Here is a 19094-nt window from a genome sequence, read left to right as displayed (position 1 = left end):
AGGGCCCGGCCTGCCGGTCGGGCCGGGTCGGGTCGGGTCGGGTCGGGTCGGGTCGGGTCGGGTCGGGTCGGGTCGGGTCGGGTCGGGTCGGGTCGGGTCGGGTCGCGGGAATCATCGCGCGCGGAGGGCGTTGAAACCGGTGTGAGCTCAGTGATCGCGACGACCCGTTTCTCCGTACTCGACCGCTCGCGCGTCCGCGCCGGGCACGACGGACCGCAGGCCCTGCGGGACACCGTGGCGCTGGCCCGCGAGGCGGAGCGCCTCGGCTACCACCGCTTCTGGGTGTCCGAGCACCACTCCGTGCCCGGTGTCGCGGGCTCCGCGCCCGCCGTCCTGACCGCGGCCATCGCCTCGGCGACCTCCTCGATCCGGGTGGGCACCGGCGGTGTGATGCTGCCCAACCACCAACCCCTGGTCGTGGCCGAGCAGTTCGGGGTCCTCGAGTCGCTCTTTCCCGGCCGGATCGACATGGGGCTCGGCCGCTCCGTGGGCTTCACCGACGGGATCCGCAGGGCGCTGGGCCGGGGCAAGGAGGACGCCGACGACTTCGGCGCCCAACTGGCCGAACTGCTCGGCTACTTCGACGCGAGCCAGCGCGTCCACCCCCAGGTCCACGCCCGCCCCGCCGAGGGCCTCGACGTGCCGGCCTTCGTCCTGGCCACGGGCAGGGGCGCCCGGGTCGCCGCCGAGGCGGGGCTCCCCCTCGTGATCGCGAACGTACGCGGTGAGGACGCGATGCTGCGGGCCATCGAGGGCTACCGGGCGTCCTTCCGCCCCTCCGCGCAGCGCGAGCACCCGTACGTCGTCGTCTCCGGCACGGTCGCCGTCGCGGAGACGACCGAGGAGGCCCGCCGGATCCTGCTGCCGGAAGCGTGGTCGACGGCGTACTCGCGCACCCGCGGCGAGTTCCCGCCCCTGACCCCGGCCGAGGACGTCCTCACCCGGCCCATGACCGACCGCGAACGGGCCCTGTTCGACGAGGCGCTGCGCGGCCAGGTGTACGGGACCGAAGAGGAGGTCGCCGACGCCCTGGAAAAGGTCATCGGACACAGCGGGGCCGACGAGTTCCTGGTCACGACGAGCACCTACGACCGTGCGGCGCTGCTCGACTCCTACGGTCGGCTCGCGCGTCTCGCGGGACTGGGCCGGGGCCGCCGGGTCTGAAGAGCACCGATGCGTCTCCGCCGTAGGATTCCGGTATGCAAAGCCCCACTGATCCGTACGTCCGTGTCCGTGGCGCCCGCGAGCACAATCTGCGCGGGGTGGACGTCGACATTCCGCGCGACTGCCTCGCCGTGTTCACCGGCGTCTCCGGGTCGGGGAAGTCCTCGCTCGCCTTCGGCACGATCTACGCCGAGGCGCAGCGCCGCTACTTCGAGTCGGTCGCGCCGTATGCGCGCCGGCTGATCCACCAGGTGGGGGCGCCCGCGGTCGGTGAGATCACCGGGCTGCCGCCCGCGGTCTCCCTGGAGCAGCGGCGCTCCACGCCCTCCTCGCGTTCGTCGGTCGGCACGGTGACCACGCTCTCCAACTCGCTGCGGATGCTGTTCTCACGGGCCGGCGACTATCCGGCAGGCGCCGAGCGCCTCGACTCGGACTCGTTCTCGCCCAACACGGCGGTCGGCGCCTGCCCCGAGTGCCAGGGGCTCGGCCGCGTCCACCGCACCAGCGAGGAGCTGCTGGTCCCCGATCCCTCGCTGTCGATCCGCGAGGGCGCGATCGCGGCGTGGCCGGGCGCCTGGCAGGGCAAGAACCTCCGGGACGTGCTCGACGCGCTCGGGTACGACGTGGACCGGCCCTGGCGGGAGCTCGACCCGAAGGACCGGGAGTGGATCCTGTTCACGGACGAGCAGCCCGTGGTGACCGTGCACCCGGTGCGCGACGCCGACCGCATCCAACGGCCTTACCAGGGAACGTACTTCAGCGCTCGGCGCTATGTGATGAAGACGTTCGCGGAGAGCCGGAGCCAGACGCTGCGAGCGAAGGCCGAGCGGTTCTTGACCTCGGCCCCCTGCCCGGTCTGCGGCGGCAGCCGGCTGCGCCCGGAGGCGCTCGCCGTCACCTTCTCGGGCCGTACGATCGCCGAGCTCGTCTCCCTTCCGCTCACCGCGCTCGCGGCGCTGCTCGCCGCGGCGGACGGCGGAACGACCGCGGACACCCTCACCGCCGACCTGCTCTCCCGCATCGCCCCGGTCGTCGAGCTGGGTCTCGGCTATCTGAGCCTGGACCGGTCCGCGCCGACCCTCTCGGCGGGCGAGCTCCAACGCCTGCGCCTGGCAACCCAGTTGCGCTCCGGGCTCTTCGGCGTGGTGTACGTCCTGGACGAGCCTTCGGCGGGCCTGCATCCCGCCGACACCGAGGCGCTGCTCACCGTGCTCGACCGGCTGAAGGCGGCGGGCAATTCGGTGTTCGTGGTCGAGCACCAGCTGGAAGTGGTCCGGCGCGCGGACTGGCTGGTCGACGTGGGCCCGCTGGCCGGCGAGCACGGCGGCCGGGTGCTGCACAGCGGACCGCCCGCCGACCTCTCCCGGGTCGAGGACTCGGCGACGCGCCGCTTCCTGTTCGACCGCTCCCCCGCCCCGCGCCGCACCGTCCGCGAGCCGCGCGGATGGCTGGAGCTGACCGGGGTACGGCGGCACAATCTGCGCGGTGTGGACGCGGCGTTCCCGCTCGGCGTGTTCACGGCGGTGACGGGTGTCTCGGGCTCGGGCAAGTCCACCCTCGTGGACGCGCTGACCGACCAACTCCCGGGCGTGGGGCGCCTGGTGAGGGTGGATCAGAAACCGATCGGCCGCACTCCGCGCTCCAACCTGGCGACGTACACCGGCCTCTTCGACGTCGTACGCAAACTGTTCGCCGAGACCGACGAGGCGAAGGCACGCGGCTACAAGGCGGGCCGATTCTCCTTCAACGTGACGGGCGGGCGGTGCGAAACCTGCCAGGGCGAGGGGTTCGTCTCGGTCGAGCTGCTCTTCCTGCCCAGCACCTACGCGCCCTGCCCGGACTGCCACGGCGCGCGCTACAACCCCGAGACGCTGGAGGTGACCCACCGGGGCCGCACCATCGCCGAGGTGCTCGACCTCACGGTGGAGGCGGCGGCCGAGTTCTTCGCGCAGACCCCCGCCGCCGCCCGCAGCCTGGGCACCCTCCTCGACGTGGGCCTCGGCTATCTGCGCCTGGGCCAGCCGGCCACCGAGCTGTCGGGCGGCGAGGCCCAACGCATCAAACTGGCCACGGAGTTGCAGCGCCTTCGCCGCGAGCAAACCCTGTACGTCCTGGACGAGCCGACGACGGGCCTGCACCCGGCCGACGTCGAGATCCTGCTGCGCCAGCTGCACGGCCTGGTCGACGCGGGCCACTCGGTGGTCGTGGTGGAGCACGACATGAGCGTGGTGGCGGGCGCCGACTGGATGCTCGACCTCGGCCCGGGCGGCGGCGACGAGGGCGGCCAGGTGGTGGCCGCGGGCCCGCCGACCGAGATCGCCGCCTCCGGAACGGGCCGCACGGCCCCGTATCTGGCGAAGGTTCTGGCGGGGGGCTGAGCAAGACGAACTCTCCGACTCCCTTGCGCCGCAGGTCAGTTGACCCATAAGGCAAAGCGCGCGGAATGAATTGGCCTAGACCCTTGACCGGTCGTTGGTCCAGACCAATCATGGGGCGTCCGCACCCTTCTCTCACCCCCGTCGGAGAGCCCCGATGAGACGCCCGAGATCCGTCCGCGCCCTGCTCGCCAGCCTCAGTACCGTCGCCGCGTCCGCCGGCCTCGTCATCGGGGCCGGCGGTGCGGCGCACGCCGCGACGCCGCTGCCCGCCCATGTCTTCGCGCCGTACTTCGAGGCGTACTCCTCCGACAGCCCGGCCGATCTCGCGCAGAAGTCGGGCGCCAAGTACCTGACGATGGCGTTCGTGCAGGCCGACACCAAGGGGTCCTGCACCCCGTACTGGAACGGGTCGACCAGCCAGCCCATCGCGTCGTCCGTGTTCGGCGCGGACATCTCCACCATCCGCTCGCGCGGCGGCGACGTCATCCCGTCGTTCGGCGGGTACGCGGCCGACAACGGCGGCACCGAGATCGCCGACAGCTGCACCAGCGTGGACTCGATAGCCGCCGCGTACGAGAAGGTCATCACCACCTATGACCTCTCCCGGCTCGACATGGACATCGAGGACAACTCGCTGACCAACAAGGCGGGCATCGACCGCCGCAACCAGGCGATCAAGAAGGTGCAGGACTGGGCGGCCGCCAACGGCCGGTCGGTGCAGATCTCCTACACCCTGCCCACCACCACGAGCGGCCTCGCCGACAGCGGGCTCGCGGTGCTCAGGAGCGCGGTCAAGTACGGCGCCAAGGTCGACGTCGTGAACCTCATGACCTTCGACTACTACGACGGCGCCACGCACAACATGGCCAACGACACCCAGACCGCGGCCACCGGTCTCTACAACCAGCTCAACTCCCTTTATCCGGGCCGCACTCCGGCGCAGCTGTGGGGCATGGTCGGCATCACCGAGATGCCCGGCATCGACGACTACGGGCCGGCCGAGACGTTCACCACGGCGGACGCCACCGCCGTCTACAACTGGGCCACCGCCAAGGGGATCAACACCCTCTCGTTCTGGGCCCTCCAGCGTGACAACGGAGGCTGCCCCGGCACCGGCGGTCAGGACGGCTGCTCCGGCATCGCCCAGGACCCGTGGTACTTCAGCCACACCTTCGAGCCCTTCACCGGGGGTGGCGGGCCCGTCCAGGACGACTTCTCGGTGGCCGTCACGCCCGGCTCGGCCTCCGTCGCGCCCGGCGGCTCCACGACCGCCACGGTGAACACCGCCGTGACCTCCGGCGCCGCCAAGCCGCTGGCGCTGACCGCCACCGGCGCACCCGCCGGGGTGAGCGCCACGCTCAGCCCGGGCTCGGTCACCGCGGGCGCCTCGGCCCAGCTCACGGTCACCGCGTCGGCCTCGGCCGCGCCCGGAACGTACCCGATCACCGTCACCGGCACCGCGGGCACGCTGACCCATTCGACGACCTTCACGCTCACCGTGTCGGGCCCCGGCGGCAACACCGGCGCGCTGGTCAACGGCGGCTTCGAAAGCGGCTCGCTCTCCCCGTGGACGTGCGACAGCGGCGCCGCCGTGGTGGCGAGCCCGGTGCACGGCGGCTCCCACGCCCTGAAGACCGCGCCCACCTCCGCGCAGACAGGCGAGTGCGCGCAGACGCTCACTCTCACCCCCAACACCCAGTACACGCTCAGCGGTTGGGTGCAGGGCAGCTACGCCTACCTCGGCGTGCGGGGCGGCGCCACCGCCAGCACCTGGGCCAATTCCAGCGGCTGGTCCAAGCTGACCGTGCCGTTCACGACCGGCGCCTCCGGGACCGTCACCGTCTATCTGCACGGCTGGTACGGACAGGGCGCGGTGTACGGGGACGATCTGTCCGTCGCCTGATCCGGTCAACCACCCTGTCCTGCGCGTGAGTTGAGCCTGCGGACGCGCCCCCGGGGACACCGGGGGCGCGTCTTCGCGCCGGGACCCCTCAGCGGCCGGCCTTCCGCGCCTTCCGCGTCGCCCGCAGCCACTCCTTGTTCATGGCCGCGATCGAGGGGAGCGGAATGCCCTTGGGGCAGGCCGTCGCGCACTCCCCGGTCAGGGTGCAGCCGCCGAAGCCCTCGGCGTCCATCTGTCCCACCATGCCCAGGACCCGCGTCTCGCGCTCGGGCGCGCCCTGCGGCAGCACGTTCAGATGGTTGATCTTCGCCGAGGTGAACAGCATCGCCGAGCCGTTGGGGCAGGCCGCCACGCAGGCGCCGCAGCCGATGCACTCGGCGTGCTCGAAGGCGAAGTCCGCGTCGGGCTTGGGCACCGGGGTGGCGTGCGCCTCGGGGGCGGCGCCGGTGGGCACGCTGACGTAGCCGCCGGCCTGGATGATCCGGTCGAAGGCCGAGCGGTCCACCACGAGGTCCTTGACCACCGGGAACGCCGAGGCGCGCCAGGGCTCGACGTCGATGGTGTCGCCGTCGCGGAACGACCGCATGTGCAGTTGGCAGGCGGTGGTCCGCTCGGGGCCGTGGGCGTCGCCGTTGATGACGAGTGAGCAGGCGCCGCAGATGCCCTCGCGGCAGTCGTGGTCGAAGGCGACCGGCTCCTCGCCCCGGAGGGTCAGTTCCTCGTTCAGGGTGTCGAGCATTTCGAGGAAGGACATGTCCGTCGAGATGTCGTCGAGGTCGTAAGTCGCCATCGCGCCGGGCGAGTTGGCGTTCTTCTGGCGCCAGACGCGCAGGGTGAGCCTCATGCGTAGCTCCGCTGGGTGGGGTGGACGTACTCGAAGGCGAGGTCTTCCTTGTGCAGGACGGGCGCGGCGCCGGGGGCAGCGCCCTGGTCCGCCGGCGCACGCCCCTCGGGCGCCCGGAACTCCCAGGCGGCAACGTAGGAGAAGTCCTCGTCGCGGCGTTCGGCCTCGCCGTCCGGGGTCTGGGACTCCTCGCGGAAGTGGCCGCCGCAGGACTCGGCGCGGTGCAGGGCGTCGAGGCACATGAGCTCGGCGAGCTCCAGGTAGTCGACGACGCGATTGGCCTTCTCCAGCGACTGGTTGAACTCCGCGCCGCTGCCCGGGACCTTGATGCGGCGCCAGAACTCCTCGCGGATCCCAGGGATCCGCTCCAGCGCCTTGCGCAGGCCCGACGCGGTGCGGGACATGCCGCAGTACTCCCACATCAGCTCGCCGATCTCGCGGTGGAAGGAGTCGGGGGTGCGGTCGCCGTCGACCGCGAGGAGCAGATGGAGACGGTCCTCGGTCTCGGCGACCGCTTCGGCGACCGCCGGGTGCTCGTCGGTGACCGGCTCCTGGTGCGGGTTGCGGGCGAGGTAGTCGTTGATGGTCGAGGGCAGGACGAAGTAGCCGTCGGCCAGACCCTGCATGAGGGCGGAGGCCCCCAGGCGGTTGGCGCCGTGGTCGGAGAAGTTGGCCTCCCCGATCGCGAACAGGCCGGGCACCGTGGTCTGGAGGTCGTAGTCCACCCACAGGCCGCCCATCGTGTAGTGCACGGCGGGATAGATCCGCATCGGCGTCTCGTACGGGTCCTCGGCGGTGATCCGGGCGTACATGTCGAAGAGGTTGCCGTACTTCGCCTCGACGGCCGGCCGGCCCAGGCGCGCGATGGCGTCGGCGAAGTCGAGATAGACACCCTGTCCGCCCGGACCCACCCCGCGCCCCTCGTCGCAGACGTTCTTGGCGGCGCGCGAAGCGATGTCGCGCGGGACGAGGTTGCCGAAGGAGGGGTAGATCCGCTCCAGGTAGTAGTCGCGCTCGTCCTCGGGGATCTCGGCCGCCGGGCGGGTGTCACCCTGGGCCTTCGGCACCCAGATGCGGCCGTCGTTGCGCAGCGACTCGCTCATCAGGGTCAGCTTGGACTGGTGCTCGCCGGTGCGCGGGATGCAGGTCGGGTGGATCTGGGTGAAGCAGGGGTTGGCGAAGTACGCGCCGCGGCGGTGGGCGCGCCAGATGGCGGTCGCGTTGGAGTTCATCGCGTTGGTGGAGAGGTAGAAGACGTTGCCGTAGCCGCCGGTGGCGAGGACCACGGCGTCGGCGAAGTAGGTGTCGATCTTCCCCGTGACGAGGTCGCGGGCCACGATGCCGCGCGCCCTGCCGTCCACCACGATCAGGTCGAGCATTTCGGTGCGCGCGTGCAACTCCACGTTCCCCGCGGCGATTTGGCGGGAAAGCGCCTGATAGGCGCCGAGCAGGAGCTGCTGGCCCGTCTGGCCCCGGGCGTAGAAGGTGCGCGAGACCTGAACCCCGCCGAAGGAGCGGGTGTCGAGCAGGCCGCCGTATTCGCGGGCGAACGGGACGCCCTGGGCCACGCACTGGTCGATGATCTCGACGGAGATCTGGGCGAGGCGGTGGACGTTGGACTCGCGGGCGCGGAAGTCGCCGCCCTTGACGGTGTCGTAGAAGAGGCGGTGCACGGAGTCGCCGTCGTTGCGGTAGTTCTTCGCGGCGTTGATGCCGCCCTGGGCGGCGATGGAGTGGGCGCGGCGCGGCGAGTCCTGGAAGCAGAACTGGACGACGTGGTAGCCCTGTTCGGCGAGCGTGGCACCGGCCGAGCCGCCCGCGAGCCCGGTGCCGACCACGATGACGGTGTGCTTGCGGCGGTTGGCCGGGTTGACCAGCTTGGCCTCGAAGCGGCGGGTGTCCCAGCGCTCGGCGATCGGGCCCTTGGGCGCTCGGGTGTCGTGGACCGGGTCCCCGAGCGTGTACTGGGTGTACGAGGTCATGTCAGCTCACCACTTCGGTCATCACGGCGACGGGTACGGCGACGAATCCGGCGAACAGCAGCAGCGCGAGGAGGGTGGCGAGCGCCTTCAGCACCCGGTCCCGGGCGGCGTTGCCGACGCCCAGGGTCTGCGCGGCGCTCCAGAACCCGTGCCGGACGTGCAGGGCGAGCGCGGCCATCGCCACGATGTAGATGGTGTTGCCGTACCAGGTGGAGAAGGTGTCCACGACGTTCTGGTAGGGGTGGCCGGGCCGGAAGCCGGAGTGCACGGTGCCGGTCGTCAGGTCCAGGATGTGCCAGACGATGAACAGGGCGAGGATGACACCGCCCCAGCGCATCGTGCGGGTCGCGTAGCTCGCCCGGGCCCGCTTGTGGACGTAGCCGCTGGGCCTGGCCCGCAGGTCGCGGCGGCTGAGCTGGTACGCGCAGACGGCGTGACCCACCACGGCGGCCACCAGCACCACCCGGATCAGCCAGAGCGCCCACTCGTAGTGCAGGAAGGGCTCTCCGATCGTCCGCAGCCAGTGGGCGTAGGAGTCGAACTGGCCGGCCCCGAAGAAGATCTTCAGGTTGCCCATCATGTGGACGACCAGGTAGGACAGCATGATCAGGCCGCTCACGGCCATGACCGTCTTCTTGCCGACGGTCGAGTCCCAGAGGGTGCGGGTCATGGACGGCCGTTTGTCCGTCCGCGGTGCCAGAGCCATGTTTTCGACGCTAGAGGCGAACGACCCGAGAGGTCCAAGACATGGTTCGGCTCATCTTCATAGCGATGACCTATCGTGCCTTATCGTGGGGGGTATGCAGTTCCAGCAGCTCCTCTACTTCGTGGCGGTCGCCGAGACCCGGCACTTCACCCGGGCCGCCGAGCGCGTCCACGTCTCGCAGCCCTCGCTCTCCCAGCAGATCAAGGCGCTGGAGAACGAGCTGGGCGCCGAGTTGTTCAGCCGCGCCCGGGGCAACATCGCGCTCACCGACGCGGGCGAGGCGCTGCTTCCGCTGGCCCGGCGCATCCTGGCGGACGCGGACACCGCCCGCATCGAGGTCCAGGAGCTGGCCCAGCTCCGGCGCGGCCGGGTGCGGCTCGGGGCCACGCCCAGTCTGTGCACGGGCCTGCTGCCGGATGTGCTGCGCGCCTTCCACGACCGCCACCCCGGCATCCAGCTCCTCATCGAGGAGGGCGGCTCGCACGATCTCGTACGTGAACTGGCGCGCGGGGCACTGGACTTGGCGCTCATCGTGCTGCCGCTCCCGGCCGGCTCCCCCGTCCTCACCACGGTCGAGCTGCTCCAGGAGGACCTGGTGGTGGTCTCCTCGCCCGCCGAGGCGCCGCCCGGCGCGGGCGCCGCGGTGCGGATCGCGGAGCTGCGCGAGGCGCCCCTGGTGATGTTCCGGCACGGCTACGACCTGCGGGAGCTGACGGTGGCCGCGTGCCGGGCCGAGGGCTTCGAGCCCACCTTCACCGTGGAGGGCGGCGAGATGGACGCGGTGCTCGGCTTCGTGCGGGCCGGGCTCGGGATCGCCGTGGTGCCGAGCATGGTGGCGGCGCGGGCCGGGGACCTGCGGGTGACCCCGCTGGCCCGGCCCGGCCTGCGCCGCACGATTGCCCTGGCCCACCGCAGCGACGTCGATCCGCCGCGCGCGGCACGGGAGTTGCAGCAGGTTCTGCTCAACATCGGGACGGGGCGGCGCGCCGGGGGCAGCGCCGCCCCCTGAGGTCACACCGCGTCCACCAGCGCCAGGGAGTGGATGCGGTCGGGGGCGCCGGGGCGGGCGTAGTACCAGCCCTGAGCCGTGTCGCAGCCCAGTTCCTTCAGTTGCTCGGCCTGGGCACCCGTCTCCACGCCCTCCACGGTGACCGCGAGGGAGAGGCTGTGCGCGAGCGACACGATCCCCTCGACGATCTTGATGTCCACCGGGTCGGCGGGGAGCTGCTGCATGGACTGGGTGAAGGACCGGTCCAGCTTGAGCACGCTCACCGGGAGCCGGCGCAGATTGGCGAGGTTGGAATAGCCCGTGCCGAAGTCGTCCAGGGCGATGTCGACGCCCATCTCGGCGAGCTGGCGCAGCGGCTTGAGCAGGTCGTCGTCGGCGCCTATCAGCGCGGACTCGGTGACCTCCAGGCAGAGCGCGCCGGGAGAGAGTCCGGTGCGCTCCAGCATCTCGACGGTGTCGGCGACCAGACCCGGGTGGTAGAGCTGGGTCGGCGACAGGTTCACGTTGATGCGCAGCGGGCCCCCGTCGGTGGCGGCGGGGTGTGCCTCCTGCCAGGCGCGCGCCTGGCGTACGGACTCCTGCATCACCCAGCGCCCGAGCGGCACGATGAGCCCGGTGTGCTCGGCGAGCGGGATGAAGCGGTCGGGCCCGAGCACCCCGTGCTGCGGATGCGACCAGCGCACCAGGGCCTCGGCGCCGTGCACACTGCCGTCGCCGAGATGCACCAGCGGCTGGTACTCGATGAAGAACTCGCCGCGCTCCAGGGCGGCGGGCAGCGCGTTGGTGAGCCCGTGCCGGGTGATGGCGCGCGCGTCCGCCTCGGCGTCCGCGAACTGGAAACGGTTGCCGCCCGCCGACTTGGCCCGGTACATCGTGATGTCGGCGCTGCGCAGCACTTCGGCGGCGCTGCGCTCGCCCGCCGGGCCCTCGACGACACCGATCGAACCGCGCACGGTCAGCTCACGGCCCTCGATGCGGATCGGGGTGGCCAGGGTGTTGAGGATGCGCGCGGCCAGCTCGTCCGCCTCGAACGCGGTGTCCGGTCCGGTGGTGAGCGCCACGAACTCGTCGCCCCCGAGCCGGGCCACCATCTCGCCGGGCCCCGTCGCGCAGCTCTGGAGCCGGTCGGCGACCTCCACCAGGAGCCGGTCGCCCGCCGAGTGGCCGAGGCTGTCGTTGACCGCCTTGAAGCCGTCGAGGTCCAGGTAGCAGAGCCCGAACCGCTTGCCGTCGCCCGGTGCGAGCGCCTTTTCCAGGCGCTCGAAGAACAGGGTGCGATTGGGCAGCCCGGTGAGCGCGTCGTGGGTGGCCTCGTAGCGCAGCCGCAGATTGAGCAGCCGGCGCTCGGTGGTGTCCTCCATCAGCGCGAGCTGGTACTGCGGCCGGCCCTCGGCGTCGCGCAGCAGCGAGACGGTGAGGTTGGTCCACAGCACGGTGCCGTCGCCGCGGTAGTAAGGCTTCTCGACGCGGTAGTGGTCCCGGTCGCCCCGCACGAGCTCCTCGTACAGGCGCCAGACCTGCGGGGCGTCCTCGGGGTGCACCCACTCGCTGACGTTGCGGCTGCGGAGCTGGCCCTCGATGCCGCCGAACATCCGGGTGAGCGTCTCGTTGACCTCCAGGACCCGGCCTTCGAGGTCGGCGATGCCGATCCCGATCGCGGCGCCCTCGAAGACCGCGCGGAACCGGGTCTCGGTGGCGTGCAGGGCGTCCAGGGCCGCGGTGCGCGCCGACATCGCGGAGCGGGCGATGGCCTCCTGCTCTGAACGGGTGCGTTCGCGCAGGGCCGCGGCGAATCCGGCCGCCAGGGCGTGCTGGAGCCGGGCGCAGCGGGCCCGCGCCTCCTCGGGCGCCAGCTCGTCGCCCGCACCGCAGTACAGGACGAGATAGGACTCGACCACGCCGAGGGTGCGGCTCAGGGCGTCCGGGTCGGTGCAGTGCACGGCCACCAGATCGGCGCCGACCTCCTGGGCGGGCGCGGGGTCGAAGTGCCGCCCGTGCAGGGCGTGGATGAGCCGGCGGGCCAGCGGCACCAGGTGCTGTTCGAACTCGGGCCGGGTCAGCGAGGTCGCGGTCACCGGGAAGATGGCCCGGCCCCAGATCGTCGCGAACCGTCTGAGCCGGTCCTCGGGGCTGTCCGGCGCCAGGTCCGGAGCCTGCGGCTCGGGCAGCTTGCTCACGCCTTGCGTCCCACGCCGGCGAAGCCCGAGAAGGCGTACGGGTCTTCCTGGTCGGCCTCGCCCTCCGGACGCCACAGCGGCATCGAGACCAGACCGGGGTCGAGCATCGTGAACCCTTCGAAGAACCCGGCGATCTCCTCGGGCGAGCGCATCACCAGGGGGCTCTTGATGTCGCGGTAGACGCCCACCGTTCGGCCCGCCTCCTCCTCGCTGAGCGGGATGCCTTCGTAGGAGGCGTGGGTGAGGACCAGGAGGCTGCCCGGGGCGAGCGCGTCGCGCAGTTCGGCGACGGCCTGGTAGGGGTCGTCCTGGTCCTCGACGAAGTGCAGCACGGCGATCAGCAGGAGGGCCACCGGCCGGGACAGGTCGAGCAGTTGGGCGGTCTCGGGGGCACTCAGGATGTCCTGCGGCTTGCGCAGGTCGGCCGAGGCGATGCCGGCCAGTTCGTTGCCCTCCAGGACGGCGCGGCTGTGCGCCACGGCCACCGAGTCGTGGTCGACGTACAGGACGCGCGCCTCGGGGTCGGCCGATTGGGCGACCTCATGAACATTTCCGAAAGTCGGGATTCCGGATCCGATGTCCAGGAACTGGGTGATTCCCTCGGACACGGCGAATCGCACCGCGCGCCGCATGAAGGCCCGGTTCGCCTGCATGATCTTGGGCAGCCCCGGCATGAATCGCATGGCCTCGCGGGCCGCTTCCCGGTCGACCTCGAAATTGTGCGAACCGCCCAGGTAGTAGTCGTATATGCGGGACACGCTCGGCACCGAGATGTCGATGCCCTGAGGGGCCCAGGCGGGACGCTCCATCAATGTCTCCAACAAGTCGCCGCAGGACGGCCATGACCATGACCATTGTTTGCGCCTGAGGCTACTGATCGTCCGCCGGGAGAGCGAGTAAAAACGGAAAATGGTCGTCCGTTATTAGTCACACGCCCACGGCATGTGCGCCGGATCGTACGGCTCGGCGCGGGAGCACGCGCCATCGTATCGCTGGGTGGACACACCGTCGGCCCGTCGCCGCGTGGGGGGTGGCGGTGACGGGCCGACGGGGTTGGGGGCGGGGCTACTTGGGTGCGCCGACGAGCTTGCCCTCGGGGGACACCGCGTACCATGTGCCGCCCGCCCCCTGGCCGTTGGTGTCCCCGGGCTTGGAGTCGCCGGTGAAGGTGTAGACGGGCCAGCAGGTGATCGACTGCTGTTTCACCCCATCGGGTCGGTCGAAGGTGACGAAGCCCTTGAGGGCGATGCCCTTGGTGTCGTTCTTCTCGACCGGCGCCACCACCGGCCACTTCTCCAGACAGGCGCCGGTGCAGGCGGACTTCATGGGCCAGGCGGAGTCCTTCTTGAAGCGGTAGACGGTCATGCCCCGCGCGTCCACGATGATGTCGCCGAGCTTGGCGTCCTTGCGGACCGACAGGCCCGGCATGGCGCCGGCGGCGGCCTGAGCGGGGGCCTCGGCCTGAGCCTGGGCCTGGGCCTTCTTGCCGTCGGGCGCGGCGGCGTGCCACGTCCCGCCCACGTTCTGCCCGTTGGTGTCGCCGGGGTTGGTGTCCTTGGCGTAGCGGTACATCGGCCAGCCCCCGATGGTGAGTTGCTTGCTGCCGTCGGCGCGGGTGACCGAGCCGAGCTTCGAGGCGTCGGTGCCCGCGGCCGCGCTCACCCCGTCGGCGGGCACCGCGGGCCAGGCCTTGGCACAGTCGCCCTCGCAGTTCGTCTTGGGCGGGCTGGCGGTGTCCTTGTCGAAGCGGTAGAGCGTGAAGCCGGCGCTGTCGGTGACGACCTTGCCCAGCTCCTTGCTGTCGCTCACCGTCAACTGCCCGGCCGGTTTCGCGGCGGAGTCGGCGCCGCCCGCCTGCCCGTAACCGCCGCCCGCGCCATAGGCGTTGTCGACGGGCTGCTGGGCGGCGCCGGCGTTGCCGACGGGCTGTCCGTTGCCGCCCGCGTAGCTGCTGCCCTTGTCCTGGCCGCAGCCCGTCGCGGTCAGTGCCAGTACCGCTGCCGCCGCTGCCGCGAGCGATGCGCTGCGCCAGGTACTCATGTCAACTCCCGTGTTCGGTAAGGCTGTTGAGACGCCGGATGCGCCGGGTGATGGCCCTATGTACGGGCGGGGGGCGCCGGTGTGTTCAACGCGGGCGCGGATATTTTTCCGAAGGGGCCCGAACAAGCGGTCAACGCGGCGAACACAATGCCGTCCGAAACTCCCCCCTTCAGGCGAATCGATTCGACGCCCCCTCCGGACGCGCCCCCACCGCCCGATGATCATTCAGTGCAAGGACGACACCTCGCCGGGCGGCTGCTCGCCGCCACGGCCTTCACCGTGCTGCTCACGGCGCCGGCACCGGCCGCGCAGGCCGACGCCTGCGCCTACGCCTCCGTAACGCAGGGCAGCGGGGGCGGGCCCTGGGCGGTCGCGGGCACGGGCCACCGGTGCCCCTGGCCGCCGCACCCTCCGCACCCTCCGCACCCCACTCCCCCGCCCACCCGGGTGCCCCCGACTCCGACCCCGCCCTCTCCCCCGCCCGCGCCCAAGCCACCGCCCGCACCCGCCCCGCGCCCGACCCCGCCCACCCGCCCCGCCCCGCATCCGAGGCCGCCCGCCGTCCCGCCCGCTCCGGCGCCTCCGGCACAGCGCCCGCCGGCGCCCCCCGCCGTGCCGGCGCCACCCGTGGCGCCGCCCCCGCCCGCCGCCTCGCCGCACCCGGGGCCGCCGCGTGCTCAGCGGATCGTCCTGCGCAACTACCGGATGCCACCGCGCAAGAAGGCGGCGCCCCGGCTCTCCCCCGTCACCATGACGCTGCTCATCACCGCGCCCGCCGTGATCGGCGCGGCCCTGCTGCGCACCCGTTCCGGCTCCCGCTCCCGCTGAGTCCGCCTTTTCCTGAGAGGTTCCCTTGTCCGACTGGCTCGTCCTGGTCATCGCCATGGCCGCCGCATGCGCGGTCGTGCTCACCATCACCCTGTTCAGCAACCGCCGGGTCGGCCCGGACGACGACCCCTCGGGCACCCCGGACGTCATCGAGTACATGACGATGATGATCGGCGTGGTGTACGCCATCGTGCTCGGTCTCGCCATCGCGGGCGTCTGGGAGGGGCGCGGGGCCGCCCAGGCGGATGTACAGCAGGAGGCCCAGGCCCTGCGCGAGATCTCGCAGCGGGTCCAGGTGTATCCGGCGGAGGTGCGCGAGCGCACCCGGACCGACGTCGAGGCGTACGCCTCCTATGTGGTGCACACCGAGTGGAGCCACATGGCCAAGGAAGGCGATCTCACCGAGGAGAGCGCGCAGAAACTGGAGAAGATCCGCCGCGATGTGACGGACTACCACCCCGCGAACGACTTCGAGGCCCAGGCCTACCAGCCTTTGATCGACCAGGTGGCCGCCGTGGACGCCGCCCGGACCGCCCGCGGTCAGGGGGCGGGCGCCACCATGCCCGGGGTCGTCTGGTTCGGCCTGATCATCGGCGCGCTGGTCACCGTCGGGCTGATCTTCACGCTCCAGATCAGGCGCACCCCGCGGGAGCTGTTGCTGGCGGGCCTCTTCAGCGCGCTCATCGCCTTCCTGCTCTTCCTGATCTGGGACTTCGACGCCCCCTTCGGCCGGGGCATCTCGGCGACGGCCGGGCCGTTCTTCGACCTGTTCCCCACCATCGGCTGACACCCCCGCCGGGCAGACCGCGGCCCCAGGGCTCCGCCGGACCGGCGGAGCCCTCGCTCGGCCGGGTGGGGGACGCCGATGCCCCATTCGCCCGACACGGATCGCGACACGCCGGGTCGCCTCCTAGCGTTTCGGGCATCGAGGTGCATTCACCCCCCAATGTGGAATCGGTTCCGCAGCTGCCCCTCGGGGACCGGAGGATTGACCATGGGCGCGATACGCATCGCATCCGTCGCATTCGTCGGCGCCGCCGCGCTCGGGCTCGCGCCGTCCACCGCGGTGGCCGCCAACGGCAGCGCCAACGCCAGCTCCACCACACCCACCTTCACCGTGACCCCCTCGGTGATCGCGCCAGGCGGGCAGGTCACCCTCAACGCCACCGGCTGCTCCGGCGACGCGACGGCGTCCTCCGGCGTGTTCGACACCGTCACCCTCCCCAAGGACAGTTCGCGCAACGCCACCGTCGACGGGGACGCCAAGCGGGGCGCCTCGTACACCGTGACGTTCAACTGCGACGGTGTGCGGTCGACGACGCAGCTCACCATCGCCGGCGGTGCGCCGACGGCCAGCTCGACCACCCGTCCCTCCGACCGTCCCACCGTCCGTCCCACGGTCCGCCCCACCGTCCGGCCCTCCACGCCGCTTGGCGTCCGCGGCGGGCTCGGCGGCAGCGTGAACGACGGCCTCGACCCCGTCCAGCTCACGGTCGGCGCCACCCTGGTCGCGGTGGCCCTCGGTGGCGGGGTCTACGCCCTGCGCCGGCGCTCCGCGGCCCGCAGGCACTAGGGAACACCCGAGCCCCCACACCCGTCGCCCCCGAGTCCTGGCCAGGACTCGGGGGCGACCGGCCGTTGGGGTCCTGCCCGGGAGGTTCGTCCGGTCAGATCCCTACGCCTTGGCGCCGGCGACGGGCGACGAACAGGGCGCCGCCGATCGCGGCCGTACCGACGAGGGCGCCGCCGACCGCCATCTCGGTGTCGCTCGGACCCGCGGCGCCGCCGAGCCCGCCGTCGGCGCCCCGGCCCTCGAGGACCCGGAAGCTGCGCGTCGCCACTCGGTCGTTGTCGTTGCACTTGACCGCGAGGCTGTACTCGCCCGGCGTCGTGTGGTCGTGGATCCGCGCGGTCGCGAAGTTGGTGTCCCCCGACGACAGGTGGACCTCGTCGAAGGCGTTCGAGCTGACTCGGCCGCCGTTGTGGCAGCCGTGGGCGGTGATGCTCAGGGTGGCGCCTTGGTGGACCCGGGAGGGGTCGACCTCGACTCCGGTCGGCCCGCCGGACGGCGGACCCCCCGCGAGGGCCGCCGGCGCGGCGAACCCGACCGCGGCGCCGACCGCCAGCGCCACCGTTAGAGCGCGTGAAGCACGCATCGTTGAACCTCCATGGGAGGACGCCCCGGAGCCGTGCCCCGGGATGATCGACGAGTACGCCTCCCACGACGAACCCTCACCGCCGCTCATACAAGCCGCATTTCGGTACTCATCCACCCTGGTGAACCGCGGGCCCCCCGTTCGGCCCCCGAAATCTGACGGACCCGCAGGTCACAGACCGTCAGATCATTTTTCGCGGCCGCATGACCCGGATGGCCCAGGCCGGCTGGACCGGCACCCGTTCGCCGCTCTGCGATCGCCGGGCGAGCGCGCCGCCCTTACGGTGCTCGAAGGCGCGCTGAGGGTGGACGGCGAAGGAGTTGACGAGAAGACATGGCGCACGAAGAGAGCGGCATGGAGCGTCGCAGGCGCTCCCCGTGGGGGGCCTTGGCCCTGGTGATGCTGACCGGCCTCGCGCTGATGCGCAACGGCGCGGACGCGACGATGGGACCGCCGCAACCCGCCGCAGCAGCGGCCCCGGCCAGCAGTTCGGGCACCGGCTCCACGCCCGCGCCGGCCGCCGAGGTCGAGCCGCTGCCCTTCGCCCCGGCCTCCCGGGTGCGGATCGAATCGATCAACGTGAACGCGCCAGTCATGGACGTCGGTACCGATGCCCAGGGCTGGGTGCAGGCGCCCCCGCCCCAGGACCCGAACCTGGCCGGCTGGTACCAGAACGGCGTGGCCCCGGGCATGCGCGGCACGGCGGTGGTGGTCGGCCACGTGGACAACATGAAGGGCCCCGCGGTCTTCTACGGGCTCGGCTCGCTCCAGAAGGGCAGCCACATCGAGGTGGACCGCTTCGACGGCCGCACCGCGGTGTTCGAGGTGTACGGCGTCGAGGTCTTCGACAAGGCCACCTTCCCGGGTGCCCGGGTGTACGGCGACACCGGGCACCCGGAACTCCGGGTGATCACCTGCGGCGGCGGCTTCTCCAGGGCCCGCGGCTACGACGGGAACGTGGTGGCCTTCGCGCGCCTCGTGTCCGTCAAGTAGCGCCGCGGCGCCCGCGCGGCCGTGCGGGAGGCGGCCGCCCCGCGGCTCATCTGCGCCGGGGCGGAACCTTCAACTCGTAACCCTGCGCGAGGAGTTCGGGCAGATAGGTGCGCAGGGCCGCGACGCTCTGCGAGCGGTCGCCGCCCGCGTCGTGCGAGAGCACCACGACGCCGGGCGCGGCCCCGTCCAGGACCCGGCGGATGATGCTGGGGGTGCCGGGCGTGGTCCAGTCGAGGGTGTCCACGGTCCAGGCGAGCGGCTCCATGCCCATCTCGGCCTGGATCTCGAACACATTGCGGTTCCACGCCCCGTACGGCGCCCTGAACCACTGCGGCGGTTCGCCCACGGTCTGCTCGATGACCTCGCTGGTGCGGCCGATCTCGGAGCGGATCGCGGCGGGGGCCGTCTTGTTGAGCTGCGGGTGGGTCCAGGTGTGGTTGCCGATGACGTGCCCGTCGTCGCGCATCTCGCGCAGCAGGTCCCGGTTGTCGGTGGCCATCTCGCCGCAGAGGAAGAACACGGCGCGCACGTCGTGATCGCGCAGCGTCTTCAGGATGCCGGGGGTGTAGCGCGGGTCGGGGCCGTCGTCGAAGGTGAGCACCATCGAGCGCTCCCCGAGCTGGGGCATGCTCAGGAACGGTCTGGTCCGCACCGGGGGCAGGGCGGTGTGGTAGCGCGGCGGGGTGTAGGCGGTCATGGGTTCCAGGCGGTACGCGCTGGTGCGCAGCCGGGGCGCGGCGGCCTGGGGGCCCGCGGCCGCGGGGGCCGCGCGGGGTGGCGCCGCGGGGGCGCCGGTGTTCTCGGCGGTGAGCAGGCGCACGGTGGCCGCGGCTCCGATGCAGGCCGTGAGGCGCAACAGCGTCCGCCGACTGGGGACCATCTGATCCCTTTTCATGACATACGGCTTTTGTTCG

At 71.8% G+C, this 19094-nt stretch carries 16 protein-coding genes; 8 read left to right on the top strand and 8 right to left on the bottom strand.

Going from position 1 to position 19094, the window contains the following annotated elements; all coding sequences use genetic code 11:
- The first annotated feature begins 141 nt into the window (after window positions 1-141).
- From N4G70_RS15850 to N4G70_RS15840, 3 genes are all read left to right on the top strand, one after another.
- Window positions 142-1164, top strand: coding sequence for an LLM class flavin-dependent oxidoreductase (locus N4G70_RS15850; protein WP_261713272.1), 1023 nt, complete (start codon window positions 142-144; stop codon window positions 1162-1164).
- 35 nt (window positions 1165-1199) lie between these two features.
- Window positions 1200-3542 carry an excinuclease ABC subunit UvrA gene (locus N4G70_RS15845; protein WP_261713271.1) on the top strand — a complete coding sequence of 781 codons (2343 nt, stop codon included), beginning with the start codon at window positions 1200-1202 and terminating at the stop codon, window positions 3540-3542.
- A 154-nt stretch (window positions 3543-3696) separates the two neighbouring features.
- Window positions 3697-5445, top strand: coding sequence for a glycosyl hydrolase family 18 protein (locus N4G70_RS15840; protein WP_261713270.1), 1749 nt, complete (start codon window positions 3697-3699; stop codon window positions 5443-5445).
- An 88-nt stretch (window positions 5446-5533) separates the two neighbouring features.
- On the opposite strand, the gene N4G70_RS15835 is transcribed toward N4G70_RS15840, so the two are convergent.
- Genes N4G70_RS15835 through N4G70_RS15825 form a run of 3 tightly spaced genes read right to left on the bottom strand, consistent with a single transcriptional unit; the run spans window position 5534 to window position 8977 of the window.
- Entirely contained in the window at window positions 5534-6289 is a 756-nt protein-coding gene (locus N4G70_RS15835; protein ID WP_261713269.1) for a succinate dehydrogenase/fumarate reductase iron-sulfur subunit, read from the bottom strand.
- The gene (locus tag N4G70_RS15830; protein ID WP_261713268.1) at window positions 6286-8271 is read right to left on the bottom strand and encodes a fumarate reductase/succinate dehydrogenase flavoprotein subunit; all 1986 of its coding nucleotides are present in this window, start codon (window positions 8269-8271) and stop codon (window positions 6286-6288) included. Before N4G70_RS15830 ends, N4G70_RS15835 begins: the two co-directional genes overlap by 4 nt.
- A 1-nt stretch (window position 8272) precedes the next feature.
- Entirely contained in the window at window positions 8273-8977 is a 705-nt protein-coding gene (locus tag N4G70_RS15825) for a succinate dehydrogenase (RefSeq protein ID WP_261713267.1), read from the bottom strand.
- Window positions 8978-9071: 94 nt separating this feature from the next.
- Here N4G70_RS15825 and N4G70_RS15820 point away from each other — a divergent pair, with 94 nt between their 5' ends.
- Window positions 9072-9986, top strand: a complete 915-nt coding sequence (locus N4G70_RS15820; RefSeq protein ID WP_261713266.1) for a LysR family transcriptional regulator — start codon at window positions 9072-9074, stop codon at window positions 9984-9986.
- Window positions 9987-9988: 2 nt separating this feature from the next.
- On the opposite strand, the gene N4G70_RS15815 is transcribed toward N4G70_RS15820, so the two are convergent.
- The 3 genes from N4G70_RS15815 to N4G70_RS15805 form a co-directional block, all read right to left on the bottom strand.
- Window positions 9989-12163, bottom strand: coding sequence for a bifunctional diguanylate cyclase/phosphodiesterase (locus N4G70_RS15815; RefSeq protein ID WP_261713265.1), 2175 nt, complete (start codon window positions 12161-12163; stop codon window positions 9989-9991).
- The gene (locus tag N4G70_RS15810; RefSeq protein ID WP_261713264.1) at window positions 12160-12972 is read right to left on the bottom strand and encodes an SAM-dependent methyltransferase; all 813 of its coding nucleotides are present in this window, start codon (window positions 12970-12972) and stop codon (window positions 12160-12162) included. The genes N4G70_RS15815 and N4G70_RS15810 overlap by 4 nt, the downstream gene beginning before the upstream one ends.
- A 256-nt stretch (window positions 12973-13228) precedes the next feature.
- On the bottom strand, window positions 13229-14203 hold the full coding sequence (locus tag N4G70_RS15805) for an SCO0930 family lipoprotein (RefSeq protein WP_261713263.1): 975 nt from the start codon (window positions 14201-14203) through the stop codon (window positions 13229-13231).
- 228 nt (window positions 14204-14431) lie between these two features.
- Between N4G70_RS15805 and N4G70_RS15800 the strand changes: the two genes are divergently transcribed.
- The 3 genes from N4G70_RS15800 to N4G70_RS15790 all read left to right on the top strand — a co-directional run bounded on the left by N4G70_RS15800 (window position 14432) and on the right by N4G70_RS15790 (window position 16604).
- The gene (locus N4G70_RS15800; protein ID WP_261713262.1) at window positions 14432-15031 is read left to right on the top strand and encodes a hypothetical protein; all 600 of its coding nucleotides are present in this window, start codon (window positions 14432-14434) and stop codon (window positions 15029-15031) included.
- Window positions 15032-15056: 25 nt separating this feature from the next.
- Window positions 15057-15818 carry a DUF4239 domain-containing protein gene (locus N4G70_RS15795; protein WP_261713261.1) on the top strand — a complete coding sequence of 254 codons (762 nt, stop codon included), beginning with the start codon at window positions 15057-15059 and terminating at the stop codon, window positions 15816-15818.
- A gap of 207 nt (window positions 15819-16025) precedes the next feature.
- Entirely contained in the window at window positions 16026-16604 is a 579-nt protein-coding gene (locus N4G70_RS15790; protein WP_261713260.1) for a hypothetical protein, read from the top strand.
- A gap of 94 nt (window positions 16605-16698) precedes the next feature.
- Here N4G70_RS15790 and N4G70_RS15785 read toward each other — a convergent pair whose 3' ends face one another.
- Window positions 16699-17187 (bottom strand): hypothetical protein, encoded by a 489-nt coding sequence (locus tag N4G70_RS15785; RefSeq protein WP_261713259.1) that lies wholly within the window; start codon window positions 17185-17187, stop codon window positions 16699-16701.
- Between the two features lie 333 nt (window positions 17188-17520).
- Here N4G70_RS15785 and N4G70_RS15780 point away from each other — a divergent pair, with 333 nt between their 5' ends.
- Complete coding sequence (locus tag N4G70_RS15780; RefSeq protein WP_261713258.1) at window positions 17521-18180, top strand: class F sortase; 660 nt, start codon at window positions 17521-17523, stop codon at window positions 18178-18180.
- Between the two features lie 46 nt (window positions 18181-18226).
- On the opposite strand, the gene N4G70_RS15775 is transcribed toward N4G70_RS15780, so the two are convergent.
- On the bottom strand, window positions 18227-19075 hold the full coding sequence (locus N4G70_RS15775) for a polysaccharide deacetylase family protein (RefSeq protein WP_261713257.1): 849 nt from the start codon (window positions 19073-19075) through the stop codon (window positions 18227-18229).
- Window positions 19076-19094: the final 19 nt, after the last annotated feature.

Origin of the sequence: Streptomyces sp. ASQP_92 (assembly GCF_025399895.1) — a bacterium.
Classification (GTDB): domain Bacteria; phylum Actinomycetota; class Actinomycetes; order Streptomycetales; family Streptomycetaceae; genus Streptomyces.
The sequence above is the reverse complement of the archived record's forward strand: the minus strand, read 5'-3'. Positions and strand labels throughout refer to the sequence as shown.